Source organism: Salmonella sp. 2018103, assembly GCF_026247685.1.
Lineage (GTDB): Bacteria > Pseudomonadota > Gammaproteobacteria > Enterobacterales > Enterobacteriaceae > Salmonella > Salmonella enterica.
The window spans coordinates 4,403,979-4,420,512 of sequence record NZ_CP111029.1 but is presented as its reverse complement, the minus strand read 5'-3'; the positions used below and the strand labels follow the sequence as shown (position 1 = coordinate 4,420,512).

Here is a 16,534-nt window from a genome sequence, read left to right as displayed (position 1 = left end):
TATAGGGAAGCCGCCATCCATCGGGATGGATAAAGCGGCAAGCGTCGTTTAATTATTTACAGTAGAAATACTTTGTTTATTATTAGTCGCGACAATTTGATTACCTGTTTTCTTTCGTTGGGCAATTTCCTCGATAATAAAAGCGAAACGTTGTTCATTGAGCTTATAAAAAAAGCCCATCGTTAGTGCTGCGATAATGGCAAGACCGCAAGGCCATAAAAAAATGAGCTGACGCAAACCAAGCAACGTGGTGTCACTTTGAGCTATGTTGGGGATATAACCGATTTGCGTCAGCATAATACCTGGCAAAAAGCCAGCAAGCGCAGCGGAAATTTTGCGGGAAAAGGTATAACCCGTATACACCGAGCCTTCAGCGCGAATACCCGTTTTCCATTCACCGTAGTCAACCGTATCCGGAACCAGCGCCCAGTTCAGGCTGTTGACGAAAGCGGTACCGAAGAAGGCGATACAAGAGAAAATAACAAACAGGAATGACGTTCCACCCCAGATAAAATTCAGGATATCGCCAACGGCCCACAATATCAGACCACCAAGATAAACCTGTTTTTTCCCGAAGCGTTTTACCGCAGCAGGTACTAATAAAACACCAATCAGGATACAGCCCATGCTGAAAAAACCCATCCATGACAACAAATGAATATCGTTCAGCACGTACTGAGTGTAATAAACCTGAATGGCCAGCTTGATATTAAAGGCGGCCAGCGTGCACAAATTGGCAACGCAGAGCACCAGCAGCGGCGGATTACGAAAAATCGCGCAGAAGGACTTCAATATGCTGGGTTTATGCGTGTCAGGTACGGTTTCGATATACCGTTCTTTCACCCCGCTAAAGCACCACCACATGCTGAACAGCCCGCAGACCGAAAAAATGACTACTGCAATCAGATAACCCAGCGAAGGGGAACGGGTAAACAGCGCCTGAATGGGCATAAAACCTACGGTACAAAGAAGAAGGCCAATGGTAGCGCCGCCTTGTCGCCATGCGGCGAGCTGGGCCCGCTCATGCGGATTTTTGGTAATAGCGGGTACCATCGCGCCGTATGAGCAGTTCATCAGGCTGTAGAACAGACCGAACAACATAAACAGCACCGTCGCGAAGGCTGTTTTAACGGGTAAAGTAAAGTGAGTGGCAAAGAATTGCGCAGTAGCAACCAGAGCCACCGGAAATGACGCATACAGAATAAAAGGCCGAAACTTTCCTTTTGCGCCAATATTACGGCGTGAGTCCAGCAATACGCCGGTGAGCATATCGGTAAAAGCGGTGAAGAATTTCGCCACCAGAAAGATAATTCCACCGTAATATGCAGGCATCCCGAGTTCATCGGTATAAAACTTCAGTAGATACAGCGTACCGATACACAGCATCAGATTTGAGCCGAAATCGCCCACGCCATAGGCGCATTTTTCCCGCAGGCTCAACTTTAGCGTTAGCGGATCATGATTAGACATAATCGCCTCTCAAAACGCCCCGCAGGGCGTTATATTTTATTGTTGTTAAACCGTATGTTTCCGGGCCTCAATCTCTTCCACAATTCGCACGTACATCTTCTCGTTGAGGTTGTAGAAACAGCCCATCGCAATAATGGTGATGACCGCCAGCACGCAAGGATAAATAAAGATCAACTGGCGTAGGCCTTCGACGGTGCCTGCCGATTGCACCACATTCGGGATATAACCGATTTGCGTCAGCATCCAGCCGGGGAAGAACCCTGCCAGCGCCTGGGAGACCTTACGGAAGAACGTGAAGCCGGTGTAAACCGTCCCTTCCGAGCGGACGCCGGTGCGCCATTCACCGTACTCCACCGTGTCGGAAACCAGCGCCCAGTTCAGGCTGTTGACGAAGGCGGAACCGAAGAACGCCAGGCAGGAGAAGGCGACAAAACTGACCGAGCCGCCGCCAAAGAAGTAGTTGAGCAGATCGCCCGCCACCCATATTAACAGCCCGCCGATATAGACTTTCTTCTTGCCAAAACGCCTTACTGCGCCGGGCATCAAAAAGACGCCGATAAAAATACAGCCCATGCTAAAGAAGCCCATCCAGGAGAGGAGGATCGGGTCGTTAAGAACGTACTGGGTGTAATAAACCTGAATCGCCAGTTTGACGTTGAAGGCGCCGAGAGTACAAAGGTTGGCGATACACAGAATAAACAGCGGACGGTTACCGGCGATGGCGCGGAACGACTGCAATAATCCGGGCTTTTGCGCGTTATCGACAGGTTTCACTTCGACGTAGCGCTCTTTAACGCCGGCGTAGCACAGCCACATAAATAGCAGGCCAAACAATGAAAATAGCGTGGCGGCGAAAATATAGCTGAGTTGGGCATTGCCTTCGATCAGGTTCATGACCGGCACAAAGCCAACGGTACACAGCAGCAGGCCGAGAGTGGCGCCGCCCTGACGCCACGCGGCAAGCGAGGCGCGTTCATCCGGGTTCTTGGTAATCGCGGGCACCATCGCGCCATACGAGCAGTTCATCATGCTGAAAACCAGCCCGTACAGCATAAACAGTATCGTTGCGACGACGGTTTTTCCCGTCACCTCAAACGGTGTGCCGACAAAGTTAGCAATCGCCAGTAGCGTTACTGGAAATGCCGCGTAAAGCACGAACGGGCGGAATTTGCCCTTCGGACCAATTTTACGCCGCGAGTCGAGCATAATGCCGGTACCCATATCGGTAAATGCGGTGAAAAATTTGGCGATCAGGAAAATGATCCCGCCGTAAGTCCCTGGTAAACCCAGCACATCGGTATAAAATTTGAGTAAATAGAGGGTCCCGATATCTAACAGGATATTGGAACCTAAATCCCCCAGTCCATAGGCAAGTTTTTCTTTAAACGGCAAGCGTAGGGTTGCCGGATTCGATGATGTTTGACTCATTATTCTTCTCCATCTGCCCGCAGGTTTCCCTGCGGGCGAGCCGTATTAGATATTCCGTAAAGAAGCAAAAAGTAAAGCCCACTCGCTCTTCGCGCGATAGAAGACCGGCGGCTTGCCAATGGGCGCATCCACGGTAATTTCACCGCCGTGGTGAGCTTCGCCGGTCCAGATATTCACCCAGTGATCTTCCGGCAGATACAGCGTCCAGTCGCAACGCCCCTGCTCGTGAACCGGCGCGACCAGCAGATCCTGACCGAGCAGATATTGATATTTCAGGGTGTAGGTTGCGGCATCGTTCTCGTAGTGCAGGAATAGCGGACGCATGACCGGCAGACCGGTAGCCGCGTTTTGCGCCACCGCCTGCTTGAGATACGGTTTCAGCGTGGTAAAGACGGTGGTCATACGGGCAAAGTGGGCAATAGTTTCCGCGTCGCCGTCGAACTGCCAGTTATCGCCGGGGCGGTTGCCTTCATGGGTGCGCATCATCGGCGTAAAGGCGCTGAAATCGCACCAGCGCAGCAGCAACTCTTTGCTGCGTTTCATGTCAAACAGGGTGGTGTAGCCGCCGATATCGCTGTGATGCAGACCATGGCCGATCATCGCCAGCGACAATGCCGCAGGTACTACCGAGGCCAGACCATCATCAAGGCTCCAGTCAACGTTCTGGTCGCCTGCCCACATCATGGTGGAATACTTCTGGCTACCGGTGTAACCCGCACGCATAAAGAACAGGATCTCGCCGAGTTTGCCGGTCTCCTGTAGCGCTTCGTAGTTACATTTCGCCCACAGCGCAGGCCAGGCGTTATGCATGATCTCTGCGCTGACGCCGTTGTGCAGATACGTGTCGGTCGGCAGATATTCGCCGAAATCCGCCATCCAGCCGCTGCAGCCGAGCGCGATCATGTTCTTTTTGATGACGTCTTTGAACCAGTCGTAAGCTTCAGGATTGGTCAGATCGACCACGCCGCCATAGAATTCGCCAAACTCGACCAGATAGTCGCCGCCCGTGGCGTCTTTCGCCAGATAGCCGTGTTTCGCTGCCTCGGCGCAGAGGTCTTTATCACTGGCGACGTATGGGTTGATATAAGAGAGGAACTGGACGCCTTCTTCTTTCCACTGTTTGATCCGGCTATCCAGTTGCGGATAGTTGTCGCTATTCCACTTCCAGTTCCACATCACGCGCTTGCCAAAGGAGGTCATGCGGATACCGGACCAGTCCTGTGCCCAAATACCGTTCACTTTTACGCCTGCGTTGCGCATGGTATCCAGTTTTTGCTGGCAAACTTCCGTACCGCCCTGAATGCCTAGCGTGACGCCGTTGTAAACCCAGTCCGGCAGCTCCGGCTGGCGACCTAACAGCGCAGTCAGTTTTTCCAGCAGGGCGATGTAGGTGTCGGCACACTCAAAACGCAGCGTAGTTTTATCTTCCCACAGCGCCAGTTCGTGATACTCCGGCGCGCTGAAGTCGAAATTCATATAGCAGCTATTATCGACGTGGCAGTAATACTTCTGCGTGCTGACAAAGGTCGGTTGCGGGAAGAAGGTCCAGTAATAGTCGCCGCCGGCATTCTCTTTACAGTCTGCCTGCCAGGTGACATAGCTGGTTTTATTACGGCCAACGCCCTGTTCGCTGGTCCACAGCGGGAACGGCTTGCCGCGCAAATCGAAATAAGAGAACTGTTCGCCGCAGCCGTAGATATGGTCGTCTGGATTAGCCGCGAGGCGTAACCAGATACGGTTATGGTGCAGGTCGTCGTTTTGCAGATCCAGCTTCAGGCGTCCCGCCTCATCGGCGGAGATGCGAAGGGTGGCGCTAATTGTTGCGCCACGGCTGAATTGTACCAGCCAGCCGTCGGGTAGCTCGCTGACCGTGGCCTCCGTTAATGCAATCTTCTCGTTAAGTTTGTCTTTGATGCTGAAGTTGCCGCGAAACATGTCAATGTCGGCAACGCCCGCGCCAATCCACAGACAGGGATTTTCGGTGCTGTGGCGTAAAATCAGGCGCTGCTGCCAGTTAAGCGCAAAACCATCCTGTGATGTTGTCAGTTCAAAATCGGTTGACCGTTGTGGTAGAGAATTCATTGTAATCTCCGTGAATGTAGGGTAATTCGGTAATCCATTTGGGCTAGTCGCAGCCGATGGAAAAATGCAGTTGATGGATCGCTTTTGGGGCAAGATGAATCAGCGCGATCCCGGAATTAAATGCATCGGGCGGGCAGCTCATAGGCTCTACCGCGAGACCTTTTCGGCTGAGTTTTTCGCCGGTATAGATCTGTAGCCAGGGTTGATTGCTGCGTAAAAATGTAGACATGTTCTGCGTTGGGCTGGTAAGTCTGACCTCCCACTCAGCCGGGGTAGTCGCGGTCTTAACCGCATGATCAAGGCGCGTTTCGCCGAGCAGGCATGATGCGGAAAAATCCCTGCCTGCGGGCAATTCTTCGCTTGCAGGCAGTGTTAATACACAGCTATCGATGCTTTGCAGATTACAAGTCAAATAAGGATGTGCGCCCGCGCCATAAGGGGCTGATTCATCGCCAATGTTTTGCGTACGAATCAATACGCGCAGCCCACTGGCGGCATCTAACCGATAAATTACTTCCGATATCAACGCAAAGGGATAGCCGTAAGAGGGCGGCAGAAAAATCGTTAGCGACGCTTCCGTCGCCGACTGATAATTAATCTGCCAGTCTCGCCAGGCTAACAGACCGTGAATGGCGGTCTGCGAAACCGGGTCGTTAACGGCAAGCTGGAAAACCTTGCCGTTATAGGAGTAGCAGCCATTTGTCACGCGATTGGGCCAGGGAATCAATACTTTCCCCAGATGCGCCATGGGTATTTCTTCCGGTTTATGCGGGATGACCACATGGCGTCCATGATGGGTCAGTTCCGCCAGACCTGCGCCAACCGTGACGATTTTCGCCTGGTAATGGCCCGCATTAAGCTGAATAGTTTTTCCACCGCTGTGCATGGCTGCCATCCTCATGACCTATTTCGCGTTGATATCCAGGAGACCTGCCGCGACCGCTGGCGCCAGGCCTGGCGCCAGTGGCAGACGAGGAATGACCAGGCAGTGCAGCAGATGGTAAATATCTTGCTTGCCGTCCCACACTTTGGTGGTCACTTTGTTATCGGCGTCCAGCTCTTGCCACCAGGAACCATTTTCATAGTCCATCAGGTACTTAATGCAGTAGTCCCACCATTTCTGATACCACTCTTCATACTGGCTATCGCCCGTCAGGGTGTAGAGGGCGTAGGCCGTACCCATCGCTTCCACAATCGGCCAGCGCACGCGTTCACGTACGATAGGTTTACCGTCCCAGTCGACTGAGTAGACAAAGCCGTCTGCGCCATCTGGCGCCCAGGCGTCGCGGATAGTGGCATGGAACAGACCTTTCGCGTCTTCCAGCAGCCAGGCGGGTGGCGTTTCGAAGCGGGCCTCCAGCGCAGCATGGAGATGGAGCATCAGACGGCCCCACTCAATCCAGTGACCTGGCGTACCGCCGTAGGCGCGGAAACGGTGGGCAGGATTATCTTTGTTGTAGTCGCGGATAGGGTTCCACTGTGAATCGAAGTGTTCATTGACGCGGTAATCACCGTTGCGCGCCACATCATGAATAATTACCGACGCGATACGTAGCGCGCGATCCAGCCATTTTTTGTCATGGGTAACGTCATAAACAATCAGGAACGCTTCGACGGCGTGCATATTGGCGTTGCCGCCACGGTAGTCTTCGGTTTTGCTAAAGGCTTCATCCCAGGACTCCAGGCACATCTGCTCTTCTTCACTCCAGAAGTATTTCTCAATCACTTCTATGGTGTAATCCAGCAATTTCCTGGCTTCAGGATGCCCGGTCGTGACGGCGCTGGCCGCGCCCAGCAGGGCGAAGAAGTGTTGATAACCCTGCTTAGAGGCATCCACCACGCCCTGATCGTTAACGCAGGCATACCAGCCGCCGTATTTTTTATCGCGCAGCGCGCCGTTCATGGCTTTGATACCGTGATCGACCAGATCATAAGCGCCCGGTCGGCCCATCGACGCCGCCACGGAATAAACGTGCAGCATACGCGCCGTGATCCAAAGATGGGTGCCCATCTCTTCTTTGATTTGCCCTTTATTTCCCAGCCAGCCGAAGCCTGTCGGCACCACGGCGTTTTTACCGAAATTAAAGATGCGGTCGGTTTCCTGCTCCAGCCAGCGGTTGTGGCTCAACGTGTTAAACCATTTCATTCTTTCATCCTCGTATTAACGACGTTTTGCCATCATTTCATCGACGATCTCGCCCAGACGTTGCAATTTAGGCGCGGAAACATCACGTAGCATCAGCTCGGTATCCGGTAAACCAATCACTGATGACCAGACCGCGCGTCCCGCCAGGAACCCGGATGCGCCAGCTTCCATGGCGACCCTGACCGCGCGAGGGAACAGTTTTTCGTCCACACCGGAAGAGAGGATGACCCACGGCATATTGATATGCCCATTCAGGCGTTGTGAGGCGGTAAGAAGATCGGAACGCGCGCCTTTGCCGTAGAGCGGCATTTCAACTTTGTAAAGATCGGCGCCGCTGTCGCCCAGCTCTTTGGCCGCATCGATAATCGCCTGCTCGCGATCGAACTTGTCGCCGCAGCGCGGCGGGCGTACAACCGGTTCGATAATGCTCAGCAAACCATTGGAGTGACATAATTCATTGAATTCTTTGACCATATCCAGACGCTGCTGCGCGTCTTCGTCGCTGCGCCACAGCACCAACAGTTTTAAGGCTTTCGCGCCATCCCGTTTTACCGCCTGCGCATTAATTTTTTTATCAATGACCACGTTATCAACGGGAATACCGTTGCCCGGGATGAAATCATCCGCCGCGACGATCATGGCGCAGCTTTTAGCGACCGCGTTTTGTTCTACGGCCTGGCGATAACAGAACTGCTGATCCAGCAGAACGGCAGAGGCATACGGGGAAAGAATTTTCGCCGCATTCACTTTGAAATCCGTCAGCACGCTATCGGCAACGGGTGTTTTCGCACCAGCAGCAGCAAACATTAAACGCATCGCCTCGCGCTGATCGACAGCCAGCATGGCAAACCCGCCGGACGCTCGCGTAATGTCTTTGATGGTGTAGTTGTTCATTCAATTTTCCTTTATACAGTCGTTACTTTTTTACGTTGGCGGTCAGCCCGGCGCTGATGCGCACCTGTTCCAGGATGGCGCTCCAGTCTTCCCGACCGCGGCCTGCGGCCCGCGCCAGGTTATAAACTTCACGGGAGGCGGCGCCGAGCGGCATCGGTACGTGCAGTTGATTGGCGACATCCAACGCGATGCCAAGATCTTTGTGCGCCAGATCGATCATGAAGGCGGGAGACAGATCCCCTTTCATCACTTTATTCGGCCAGGTGGTGGTGAAATGCCCTTTGCCTGCGGCAGTGCCGCTCATCACTTTTAAAGCCACGTCGAAGGAAAGCCCCAGCGCTTCACACAGCACGGCGGCTTCGGCGGAGAGCGCATTTAGCGCAATACTCATGTAGTTGTTGATCAGTTTTACGCGAATACCCATTCCCGGGCCGCCGGTGTTGACCAGCTCATTACCCATCGCCATCAGAACAGGGGTAGCGCGCTCTACTTGCTCCGCCGTACCGCCTGCCAGCAGCAACAATGTGCCGGTAATCGCGTTGTCGGATGTCCGGCCTACCGGCACATCCATCATGCTGAACCCTTTGCTCTGCATGTCGGCAATCAGCTTATCGGTTTGCAACGGATGAATAGTGGACATATCAATGACCAGCGCTTCACGGGAAAGAGTTTCACAAACGCCTTGCTCGCCAAACAAAACGGAACGAACCAGATCGCCGTTCGGGAGCATGGTGATAACAAATTCAGCGCCGATGGTTGCCTGAGCCGGGCTGCTTGCAGGTTGCGCGCCTTTGTCTACCAGACGCTGTACGGCGTCGGGATTAACATCGAAGACGCTGAGTTGATGGCCCTGCTTTAGCAGATTGCTCGCCATAGGAGAGCCCATCTGTCCCAACCCGATAAATGCTATAACTGCCATATCGTTCTCCTGAACACGGTGGTGTCATTTTTTGTCATTAATGAGCATTTTTCTGTCTGTTTGTGATCGTATTTGTAATTTATAGTCAAAAAATTGACAGCCGTCACTTTTTAAACATTTCGTGAAATTAAAATGAGCACATCGAAAATGCTTGAGGAATGACCATGGTTCGTATTGCTTGTGTAGGTATTACCGTGATGGATCGCATCTATTACGTGGAAGGATTACCGACAGAAGGGGGTAAATATGTGGCGAAGCGCTATACGGAAGTGGGCGGCGGGCCTGCGGCGACCGCTGCCGTGGCTGCGGCGAAATTGGGCGCGCAGGTGGACTTTATTGGCCGTGTGGGCGATGACGACACCGGAAACAGCCTGCTGGCGGAACTGGAATCCCTGGGGGTAAATACCCGTTATACCCGCCGCTACACGCAGGCCATGTCGTCGCAGTCAGCGATTATGGTGGATGCCAAAGGAGAGCGGATTATCGTTAATTATCCCAGCCCGGATTTATTACCTGACGCCGACTGGCTTAACGACATCGATTTTTCGCAGTGGGATGTGGTGTTGGCGGATGTGCGCTGGCATGACGGCGCAAAACAGGCGTTTACGCTGGCGCGTCAGGCTGGCGTCATGACTGTTCTTGATGGCGATATTACGCCGCAGGATATTAGCGAGCTGGTGGCGTTAAGCGACCACGCCGCCTTCTCCGAGCCAGGGCTGGCACGCCTGACGGGGATGAGCGAAGCCATTGATGCGCTAAAAAAAGCACAAATGCTCACAAATGGACATGTCTATGTCACGCGAGGCAGCGAAGGCTGCAACTGGTTGGAAAAAGCGGCGGTGCGCCACCAACCGGGTTTTACCGTGGAGGTGGTGGATACTACCGGCGCGGGTGATGTTTTTCATGGCGCACTGGCATTTGGCCTGGCAAGCGGATACGCCATCGAAGAGGCTGTCAGATTCGCCAGCGGCGTTGCCGCGCTGAAGTGTACGCGCCCAGGTGGCCGGGCGGGTATCCCTGATTGTGAGCAAACCCGATCTTTCTTGTCACTTTTTGTATAATATGAGCAGTAGGAAGCTTTTAGAGGAATGCTCATGAGTCTTACCGAACTGACCGGTAATCCGCGACACGATCGGCTGTTAATGCTAATTGATGAGCGCGGCTATATGAATATCGATGAGTTAGCCAGTTTGTTGGAGGTCTCTACCCAGACGGTTCGCCGCGATATTCGTAAATTAAGCGAGCAGGGGCTGATTACGCGTCATCACGGCGGCGCTGGCAGAGCGTCCAGTGTGGTCAACACCGCCTTTGAGCAGCGAGAGGTCTCCTGGACGCAAGAGAAAAAAGCCATTGCGGAAGCCGTGGCTGACTATATTCCGGATGGCTCCACGATATTTATCACGATTGGAACGACGGTTGAGCAGGTGGCGCGCGCGCTGCTCAACCATAATCATCTGCGCATTATCACCAATAGCCTGCGCGTCGCGCACATTCTTTATAATAACCCTCGTTTTGAAGTGATGGTGCCGGGCGGCACGCTGCGCCCGCATAATAGCGGCATTATCGGGCCATCCGCGGCGGCGTTTGTCGCGGGGTTCCGGGCGGACTATCTCGTCACCAGCGTAGGCGCGATAGAGAGCGATGGCGCGTTACTGGAGTTTGATGTCAACGAAGCCAGCGTAGTGAAAACCATGATGGCCCACTCGCGACATATTCTGCTGGCCGCCGATCATACGAAATACCATGCTTCTGCGGCGGTTGAGATCGGCAATGTGTCACAGATTACCGCTCTGTTTACGGACGAGTATCCCGGTCCGGCATTACAGAATTTACTTCAATCCCAGCAAATCGAAGTGGTTCAGGTGAGTCCTTCGCTGGACGACGCCATTTCAGCGTGACAAGCGCCCTTGCGCCGGATGGTCGCGTCAGCGCTTTATCCGGCCAATAAAACGGCGCTGTGATGCAGGCGATATTGGGCATCGTCTGCGTTTCTATTGTCTTTTTGTTAATTGATTTATAAAGGGATACATAGTCAAACTTCTCCTTTCCCGCTACAGTTATTCATCCCCGGTTAGCAAGGAGAATGACATGCTCTACATCTTTGATTTAGGTAATGTGATTGTCGACATCGACTTTAACCGCGTATTAGGTGTGTGGAGCGATCTGAGTCGAGTACCGCTGGCTTCGCTGAAGCAAAAATTTACGATGGGCGAGACTTTTCACCAACATGAACGCGGTGAGATAACGGACGAAGCGTTTGCTGAAGCTTTCTGTCATGAAATGGCGTTATCGCTCAGTTATGAACAATTTGCGCACGGCTGGCAGGCGGTATTTGTCGGATTACGGCCCGAAGTGATTGCTATCATGCATAAACTGCGCGAGCAGGGGCATCGCGTGGTGGTGCTATCCAATACTAACCGACTGCATACCCACTTCTGGCCGGAGGAATACCCGGAGGTGCGCGCTGCCGCCGACCATATCTATTTATCGCAGGATTTGGGAATGCGTAAGCCGGAAGCGCGTATTTATCAGCACGTCCTGCAGAAAGAAGGTTTTTCCGCTGCCGATGCGGTCTTTTTCGACGACAATGCCGATAATATAGAAGGGGCCAACCAGTTGGGGATCACCAGCATTCTGGTGAAGGATAAAGCCACCATCCCTGACTATTTCGCGAAGCTGTTATGCTAAAAACCGTTCACCAAAAAGCTGGACGCCATACGCGCCCTGTTCGGGCCTGGCTCAAGCTATTATGGCAGCGTATCGATGAGGATAATATGACGACTCTGGCGGGAAACCTCGCCTATGTCTCATTACTCTCCTTAGTACCGCTTATTGCCGTCGTTTTTGCCCTTTTCGCTGCTTTTCCGATGTTTTCTGATGTCAGCATTCAGTTACGCCATTTTATTTTTGCTAACTTTATGCCAGCCACCGGAGACGTGATTCAGCGCTATATTGAGCAGTTTGTCGCTAATTCCAACAAAATGACGGCGGTGGGCGCCTGTGGACTGATTGTGACGGCATTGCTGTTGATGTACGCCATTGATAGCGCCTTAAACACTATCTGGCGCAGCAAACGCACACGGCCAAAAGTGTACTCTTTTGCGGTGTACTGGATGATCCTCACGCTCGGCCCGCTTCTCGCTGGCGCCAGCCTGGCGATCAGCTCCTACCTGCTTTCTTTACGCTGGGCCAGCGATCTGAATACGGTCATCGACAATGTATTGCGCATCCTTCCGCTGCTGCTCTCGTGGATCTCATTCTGGTTACTTTACAGTATTGTCCCAACAACTCGCGTACCGAACCGTGACGCCCTTGTCGGCGCGTTTGTCGCAGCGTTGCTGTTCGAGGCCGGAAAGAAAGGTTTCGCGCTTTATATCACCATGTTCCCGTCATATCAGCTCATTTATGGCGTACTGGCAGTGATCCCAATCCTGTTTGTCTGGGTATACTGGACCTGGTGTATAGTCTTGCTTGGCGCAGAAATAACTGTCACTCTCGGGGAATACCGAAAACTCAAACAAGCCGCAGAACAAGAAGAAGCTGACCAACCATGATTGCATTAATTCAACGCGTAACCCGTGCCAGCGTCACCGTGGAGGACGAGGTGACGGGTGAAATCGGCCCAGGACTTTTGGTGTTATTGGGTGTCGAAAAAGAAGATGACGAACAAAAAGCGAATCGTCTGTGCGAGCGCGTGCTGGGATACCGTATCTTCAGCGATGCTGACGGCAAGATGAATCTGAATGTACAACAGGCTGGCGGCAGCGTGCTGGTGGTGTCGCAGTTTACGCTGGCGGCAGATACCGAGCGCGGTATGCGACCAAGCTTTTCCGGCGGGGCTGCGCCGGATCGCGCGCAGGCGCTTTATGAATATTTTGTCGAACGCTGCCGCCAGCAGGCGATAAACACGCAAACCGGACGCTTCGCTGCCGATATGCAGGTTGAGCTGGTTAATGACGGTCCCGTGACATTCTGGCTCCAGGTATGAGTCAGCTTCCGGCGTGGCCGCGGATAACAAGAGAGAGTACGGCTATGTATCACCTTCGAGTTCCGCAAACAGAAGAAGAATTAGAACGTTACTACCAGTTTCGCTGGGAGATGCTGCGTAAACCGCTGCACCAGCCGAAAGGGTCGGAACGGGATGGCTGGGATGCGTTGGCGCACCATCAAATGGTGGTGGACGAAGAAGGAAACTTAGTTGCAGTGGGCCGCCTGTATATCAATGCAGATAACGAGGCGTCTATTCGTTTTATGGCTGTACATCCCTCGGTACAGGATAAAGGGCTGGGGACATTAATGGCAATGACCCTGGAGTCTGTTGCCCGCCAGGAAGGCGTTAAGCGCGTCACCTGCAGCGCGCGCGAAGATGCGGTTGAGTTCTTTGCCAAACTCGGATTTGTCAATCAAGGGGAGATTACTACGCCCACAACTACGCCAATCCGCCATTTTCTGATGATTAAACCGGTAGCATCGCTGGATGATATCCTGCATCGCGGCGACTGGTGCGGGCAGCTTCAGCAGGCCTGGTATGAGCACATTCCATTGAGCGAAAAGATGGGGGTGCGCATTCAGCAGTACACCGGGCAAAAATTTATTACCACGATGCCGGAAACCGGTAATCAAAATCCGCATCACACGGTGTTTGCCGGCAGCCTGTTCTCCCTGGCGACGCTGACTGGATGGGGACTTATCTGGCTGATGCTCCGTGAACGTCACCTGGGCGGGACGATTATTCTTGCTGACGCCCATATTCGCTACAGTAAACCGATTAGCGGAAAGCCAAACGCCGTGGCTGATTTGGGCTCGCTAAGCGGTGATTTGGACAGGCTGGCGCGGGGTAAAAAAGCGCGTGTCCAGTTGCAGGTTGAACTGTTGGGCGGCGAGACCGCAGGGGCAATTTTCGAAGGCATTTATATCGTACTACCTGCGAAACCGTTCGGCCCGTATGAAGAGGGCGGGAATGAGGAGGAGTAGCTGGACATATCCAACTACTCGATGAAGGCATCCGCTGGTAGTTTAAAGCGTTGTGTAAGCGCTTTAATATGATTAACCGTTAGTGCTCTGCGGCCATTTAAGATGTTGCTGACGTTCGATTTAGAACCAAGTTCGTTGGCAAGATCTGCTGCTTTGAGACCGTATTGATCCATGAGCGTTCGCAATACTGAAACGCCAGGGGGCGTTTTCTCCAGGTGTTGGTTGAGTGCTTTGAATTCCGGCGCATGTTTTTCGTATTCACTGATTCGGGCACAGAGCAATTCAAATAGTGGGTTTTCAAGATCGTCGTGGTCGACCAGAAACTCCACTAGCGCTAGTGCCCTGCGATACTCATTGTCATTTCGGTCTTCCCCCATCAGTGGGACGCTTTTTACCGCATCGCTGAAGGTATCAACGATCTTTTTTGCGCTGGTTGCATCCATCTGACGATGAGTTCTCATTCTTTATTACCCCGATAATATGCGGTCAGTTTGTCATATTCGGCATGGGAAACGATATGTTTCACAAATATCTTATGTAACCTGAAATCTATGTAGGAAATGAGTCTCAGGCTGTTACCAGAAACATCAATCACCCACCATTTATCTCTGTACTTAAAATTATCCAGTGAAGGAATATACCGCTTCATCTCTTCAGGCTGAGTGAATGTTTTTTTCTCCAGAACATTCAGCAACTCAGTGAGAGCAAGCTCATGGTTTGGATACATGAGCATCGCTTCATTGAACGGTTTTCGGCTGATAACATGCACAATGTAGTTCCATTACAAAGTTTTCAACCTGAAAACAATTTAGCGCAACGTTATCCAGTTTTCAAGTTGAAAACAAAATTGAATTTTAGGTCATTTTGCCTGTTGATGGACTTACAACACGCCAGGCCACATCTCGCATGGCGCTTCGTGCCGCTTGGCTCACGCCTCCGAGCTGGAAAAACCCGTGGATAACGCCGAGATAGCGCTGGCAAGTACATTCCACACCCTGGTCGTTCAGACGGTGATATAGCGCTTCGCCTTCATCACGCAGTGGGTCGAACTCTGCGGTGAGGATATGCACCGGCGGTAAACCGGCAAAATCTTCACGCCATATCGGACTGGCTTCCGGGTGGCGGAGGTCGGTATCCTGGAGATACATTTCGAAACCCGATAACAGCGTATCGCGGGTGATGATGTAGTCTTGCCCGTTGCTGGCATAGCTGGGGAAACTGGCAGTAGCGTCAAGCATCGGGTAGATCAACAGCAGCTTCGCCGGAGACCAGTGGGCGGTGGATTTCAGGCGTAGCGCGCTGACCAATGCCAGGTGCCCGCCTGCGCTGTCGCCAGCAAGCGTGATACGTTCACGATCGATGCCTAACTGTTCCGCGTATTGATGGACGATATTGGCCCCGCGTTCAGCGTCGTCATGAGCCGCAGGGAAGGTGTGCTCTGGCGCAAGGCGATACTGAATGGCAATCACCTTACAGCCGCTTTTCCAGGCCAGTTGCCGTAGCTGGGGGTCATGAGTCAGAAAGCCGCCGCTAACAAAACAGCCGCCGTGATAGTAGAGGATACAGGGTAGAGAACCGGATGCGTTTGGCGGCGAAACGACGCGAAATGTCATCCCTTCCAGCACGATATCTTCCGAACTCACCCGAATTTCTTTCTCACCCGCCAGCGTCGTGCTGGCAATATAGCCCGCTCTTCGGTCATCAATATTCTGCTCTCGTGAAGAGGGGCGACCCGCGGCGATAAACCCGGCGACCAGTTCGGCAATTCCTTTTTCCAGTGGCATATAACGCTCCCTTGACTGTATGTATGTACAGTTTATAACCTGGTTCGTTGGGGATGGAAAGTGGTGAAACGAGGGGATAATGATTCTGGATAGAGGTTCGCAAAAAATGGAATGCGGTTGGCGCTGGGTTTTTAATTTTTGTACTGTGAAATGATGATGCTATACGCCATTGACGTATAAATTATTTTCACTACTATAAGCCAATGGCGTATGGAGTATGCAATTTATAGAAACGGAACTCTTTACTGAAGATGTTAAAAAACTGCTCGATGATGATGAATACCATAAGCTTCAGGTTTTTATGGCTCAGCATCCAGATTGTGGTGATGTCATTCAGGAAACGGGCGGCCTGAGAAAAATGCACTGGGGAGCGCGAGGCAAAGGAAAGCGTAGTGGCGTGCGAATTATCTATTTTCATCGTAGTCAACGGTATGAGGTTCGCTTGCTTCTGATTTATCAAAAAGGCATTAAAGATGATCTCACGCCGCAGGAAAAAGCGGTACTTCGTATGCTGAATGAGAGGTGGTAGATGGATAAAGTGTTATTTGAGCGATTAACTCAAAGTATGTCTCAAATGAATGAAATCATTGAAGGGACCCGTGAGCCTTCTCGTACCTTTCATATTGATGCAATGAAGATTAAAGAAATACGGCAGGCATCTGGGTTGTCGCAATCTAAGTTTGCAGAACTGATTTCGGTCAACGTGGATACGCTGCGCAACTGGGAGCAAGGAAGACGCTCACCGACAGGGCCAGCCAAAGCATTACTTCGCGCCATTGCCAACGACCCGAGAAACGTTATACAAGCATTGCGTTATTGAGCAATGATCCGGCTAAC

General features: G+C 52.3%; 18 protein-coding genes. 8 read left to right on the top strand and 10 right to left on the bottom strand.

The genetic code is table 11. The features are described from left to right. Nucleotides 1-48 precede the first annotated feature (48 nt). Genes OLG56_RS21255 through yihU form a run of 7 tightly spaced genes read right to left on the bottom strand, consistent with a single transcriptional unit; the run spans nucleotide 49 to nucleotide 8,939 of the window. Nucleotides 49-1,470, bottom strand: coding sequence for an MFS transporter (locus OLG56_RS21255; protein WP_207011595.1), 1,422 nt, complete (start codon nucleotides 1,468-1,470; stop codon nucleotides 49-51). Nucleotides 1,471-1,515: 45 nt separating this feature from the next. Then, nucleotides 1,516-2,898 carry an MFS transporter gene (locus OLG56_RS21250; RefSeq protein WP_000084245.1) on the bottom strand — a complete coding sequence of 461 codons (1,383 nt, stop codon included), beginning with the start codon at nucleotides 2,896-2,898 and terminating at the stop codon, nucleotides 1,516-1,518. 45 nt (nucleotides 2,899-2,943) lie between these two features. After that, nucleotides 2,944-4,980 (bottom strand): alpha-glucosidase, encoded by a 2,037-nt coding sequence (locus tag OLG56_RS21245; RefSeq protein WP_061377452.1) that lies wholly within the window; start codon nucleotides 4,978-4,980, stop codon nucleotides 2,944-2,946. 43 nt (nucleotides 4,981-5,023) lie between these two features. Continuing rightward, complete coding sequence (locus tag OLG56_RS21240) at nucleotides 5,024-5,881, bottom strand: aldose-1-epimerase (RefSeq protein ID WP_015406200.1); 858 nt, start codon at nucleotides 5,879-5,881, stop codon at nucleotides 5,024-5,026. 3 nt (nucleotides 5,882-5,884) lie between these two features. Beyond that, the gene (yihS, locus tag OLG56_RS21235) at nucleotides 5,885-7,126 is read right to left on the bottom strand and encodes a sulfoquinovose isomerase (RefSeq protein WP_000870942.1); all 1,242 of its coding nucleotides are present in this window, start codon (nucleotides 7,124-7,126) and stop codon (nucleotides 5,885-5,887) included. 15 nt (nucleotides 7,127-7,141) lie between these two features. Beyond that, complete coding sequence (gene yihT, locus OLG56_RS21230; RefSeq protein ID WP_001067413.1) at nucleotides 7,142-8,020, bottom strand: sulfofructosephosphate aldolase; 879 nt, start codon at nucleotides 8,018-8,020, stop codon at nucleotides 7,142-7,144. A gap of 22 nt (nucleotides 8,021-8,042) precedes the next feature. After that, nucleotides 8,043-8,939 (bottom strand): sulfolactaldehyde 3-reductase, encoded by an 897-nt coding sequence (yihU, locus tag OLG56_RS21225; RefSeq protein WP_000268248.1) that lies wholly within the window; start codon nucleotides 8,937-8,939, stop codon nucleotides 8,043-8,045. Nucleotides 8,940-9,103: 164 nt separating this feature from the next. Here yihU and OLG56_RS21220 point away from each other — a divergent pair, with 164 nt between their 5' ends. The 6 genes from OLG56_RS21220 (at nucleotide 9,104) to fabY (ending at nucleotide 13,913) form a co-directional block, all read left to right on the top strand. After that, nucleotides 9,104-10,000 (top strand): sugar kinase, encoded by an 897-nt coding sequence (locus OLG56_RS21220; RefSeq protein WP_001520529.1) that lies wholly within the window; start codon nucleotides 9,104-9,106, stop codon nucleotides 9,998-10,000. Nucleotides 10,001-10,033: 33 nt separating this feature from the next. Next, a complete protein-coding gene (locus OLG56_RS21215; protein ID WP_023137059.1) occupies nucleotides 10,034-10,837 on the top strand; it encodes a DeoR/GlpR family DNA-binding transcription regulator in 804 nt (267 codons plus the stop codon). Between the two features lie 190 nt (nucleotides 10,838-11,027). Then, nucleotides 11,028-11,627: a glucose-1-phosphatase gene (gene yihX / locus OLG56_RS21210; RefSeq protein ID WP_000965695.1), complete on the top strand. Its 600-nt coding sequence runs from the start codon at nucleotides 11,028-11,030 to the stop codon at nucleotides 11,625-11,627. After that, nucleotides 11,621-12,493 carry a virulence factor BrkB family protein gene (locus tag OLG56_RS21205; RefSeq protein WP_000921423.1) on the top strand — a complete coding sequence of 291 codons (873 nt, stop codon included), beginning with the start codon at nucleotides 11,621-11,623 and terminating at the stop codon, nucleotides 12,491-12,493. The genes yihX and OLG56_RS21205 overlap by 7 nt, the downstream gene beginning before the upstream one ends. Beyond that, nucleotides 12,490-12,927: a D-aminoacyl-tRNA deacylase gene (dtd, locus tag OLG56_RS21200; RefSeq protein WP_000560969.1), complete on the top strand. Its 438-nt coding sequence runs from the start codon at nucleotides 12,490-12,492 to the stop codon at nucleotides 12,925-12,927. The genes OLG56_RS21205 and dtd overlap by 4 nt, the downstream gene beginning before the upstream one ends. 44 nt (nucleotides 12,928-12,971) lie before the next feature. Continuing rightward, entirely contained in the window at nucleotides 12,972-13,913 is a 942-nt protein-coding gene (fabY, locus tag OLG56_RS21195; protein ID WP_001518251.1) for a fatty acid biosynthesis protein FabY, read from the top strand. Between the two features lie 14 nt (nucleotides 13,914-13,927). Here the strand turns inward: fabY and OLG56_RS21190 are convergent, their stop codons facing one another. The 3 genes from OLG56_RS21190 to OLG56_RS21180 form a co-directional block, all read right to left on the bottom strand. Next, nucleotides 13,928-14,374, bottom strand: coding sequence for a helix-turn-helix domain-containing protein (locus OLG56_RS21190; RefSeq protein WP_001259009.1), 447 nt, complete (start codon nucleotides 14,372-14,374; stop codon nucleotides 13,928-13,930). Then, complete coding sequence (locus OLG56_RS21185; protein WP_000558166.1) at nucleotides 14,371-14,682, bottom strand: type II toxin-antitoxin system HigB family toxin; 312 nt, start codon at nucleotides 14,680-14,682, stop codon at nucleotides 14,371-14,373. Before OLG56_RS21185 ends, OLG56_RS21190 begins: the two co-directional genes overlap by 4 nt. A gap of 85 nt (nucleotides 14,683-14,767) precedes the next feature. Beyond that, nucleotides 14,768-15,697, bottom strand: coding sequence for an alpha/beta hydrolase (locus OLG56_RS21180; protein WP_001631559.1), 930 nt, complete (start codon nucleotides 15,695-15,697; stop codon nucleotides 14,768-14,770). Nucleotides 15,698-15,914: 217 nt separating this feature from the next. Between OLG56_RS21180 and OLG56_RS21175 the strand changes: the two genes are divergently transcribed. Both OLG56_RS21175 and OLG56_RS21170 read left to right on the top strand, forming a co-directional pair. After that, nucleotides 15,915-16,226 (top strand): hypothetical protein, encoded by a 312-nt coding sequence (locus OLG56_RS21175; RefSeq protein ID WP_023205205.1) that lies wholly within the window; start codon nucleotides 15,915-15,917, stop codon nucleotides 16,224-16,226. Beyond that, a complete protein-coding gene (locus tag OLG56_RS21170) occupies nucleotides 16,227-16,517 on the top strand; it encodes a helix-turn-helix domain-containing protein (protein ID WP_000362050.1) in 291 nt (96 codons plus the stop codon). The last annotated feature ends 17 nt before the right edge of the window (nucleotides 16,518-16,534 follow it).

Coding starts and splice junctions, on each gene's coding strand:
- OLG56_RS21215 (WP_023137059.1), top strand. CDS start 10,034: ATGAGTCTTACCGAACTGACCGGTAATCCGCGACACGATCGGCTGTTA.
- OLG56_RS21220 (WP_001520529.1), top strand. CDS start 9,104: ATGGTTCGTATTGCTTGTGTAGGTATTACCGTGATGGATCGCATCTAT.
- OLG56_RS21175 (WP_023205205.1), top strand. CDS start 15,915: ATGCAATTTATAGAAACGGAACTCTTTACTGAAGATGTTAAAAAACTG.
- OLG56_RS21190 (WP_001259009.1), bottom strand. CDS start 14,374: ATGAGAACTCATCGTCAGATGGATGCAACCAGCGCAAAAAAGATCGTT.
- yihX (WP_000965695.1), top strand. CDS start 11,028: ATGCTCTACATCTTTGATTTAGGTAATGTGATTGTCGACATCGACTTT.
- OLG56_RS21205 (WP_000921423.1), top strand. CDS start 11,621: ATGCTAAAAACCGTTCACCAAAAAGCTGGACGCCATACGCGCCCTGTT.
- OLG56_RS21255 (WP_207011595.1), bottom strand. CDS start 1,470: ATGTCTAATCATGATCCGCTAACGCTAAAGTTGAGCCTGCGGGAAAAA.
- OLG56_RS21180 (WP_001631559.1), bottom strand. CDS start 15,697: ATGCCACTGGAAAAAGGAATTGCCGAACTGGTCGCCGGGTTTATCGCC.
- fabY (WP_001518251.1), top strand. CDS start 12,972: ATGTATCACCTTCGAGTTCCGCAAACAGAAGAAGAATTAGAACGTTAC.
- yihS (WP_000870942.1), bottom strand. CDS start 7,126: ATGAAATGGTTTAACACGTTGAGCCACAACCGCTGGCTGGAGCAGGAA.
- OLG56_RS21240 (WP_015406200.1), bottom strand. CDS start 5,881: ATGAGGATGGCAGCCATGCACAGCGGTGGAAAAACTATTCAGCTTAAT.
- dtd (WP_000560969.1), top strand. CDS start 12,490: ATGATTGCATTAATTCAACGCGTAACCCGTGCCAGCGTCACCGTGGAG.
- OLG56_RS21170 (WP_000362050.1), top strand. CDS start 16,227: ATGGATAAAGTGTTATTTGAGCGATTAACTCAAAGTATGTCTCAAATG.
- yihT (WP_001067413.1), bottom strand. CDS start 8,020: ATGAACAACTACACCATCAAAGACATTACGCGAGCGTCCGGCGGGTTT.
- OLG56_RS21245 (WP_061377452.1), bottom strand. CDS start 4,980: ATGAATTCTCTACCACAACGGTCAACCGATTTTGAACTGACAACATCA.
- yihU (WP_000268248.1), bottom strand. CDS start 8,939: ATGGCAGTTATAGCATTTATCGGGTTGGGACAGATGGGCTCTCCTATG.
- OLG56_RS21250 (WP_000084245.1), bottom strand. CDS start 2,898: ATGAGTCAAACATCATCGAATCCGGCAACCCTACGCTTGCCGTTTAAA.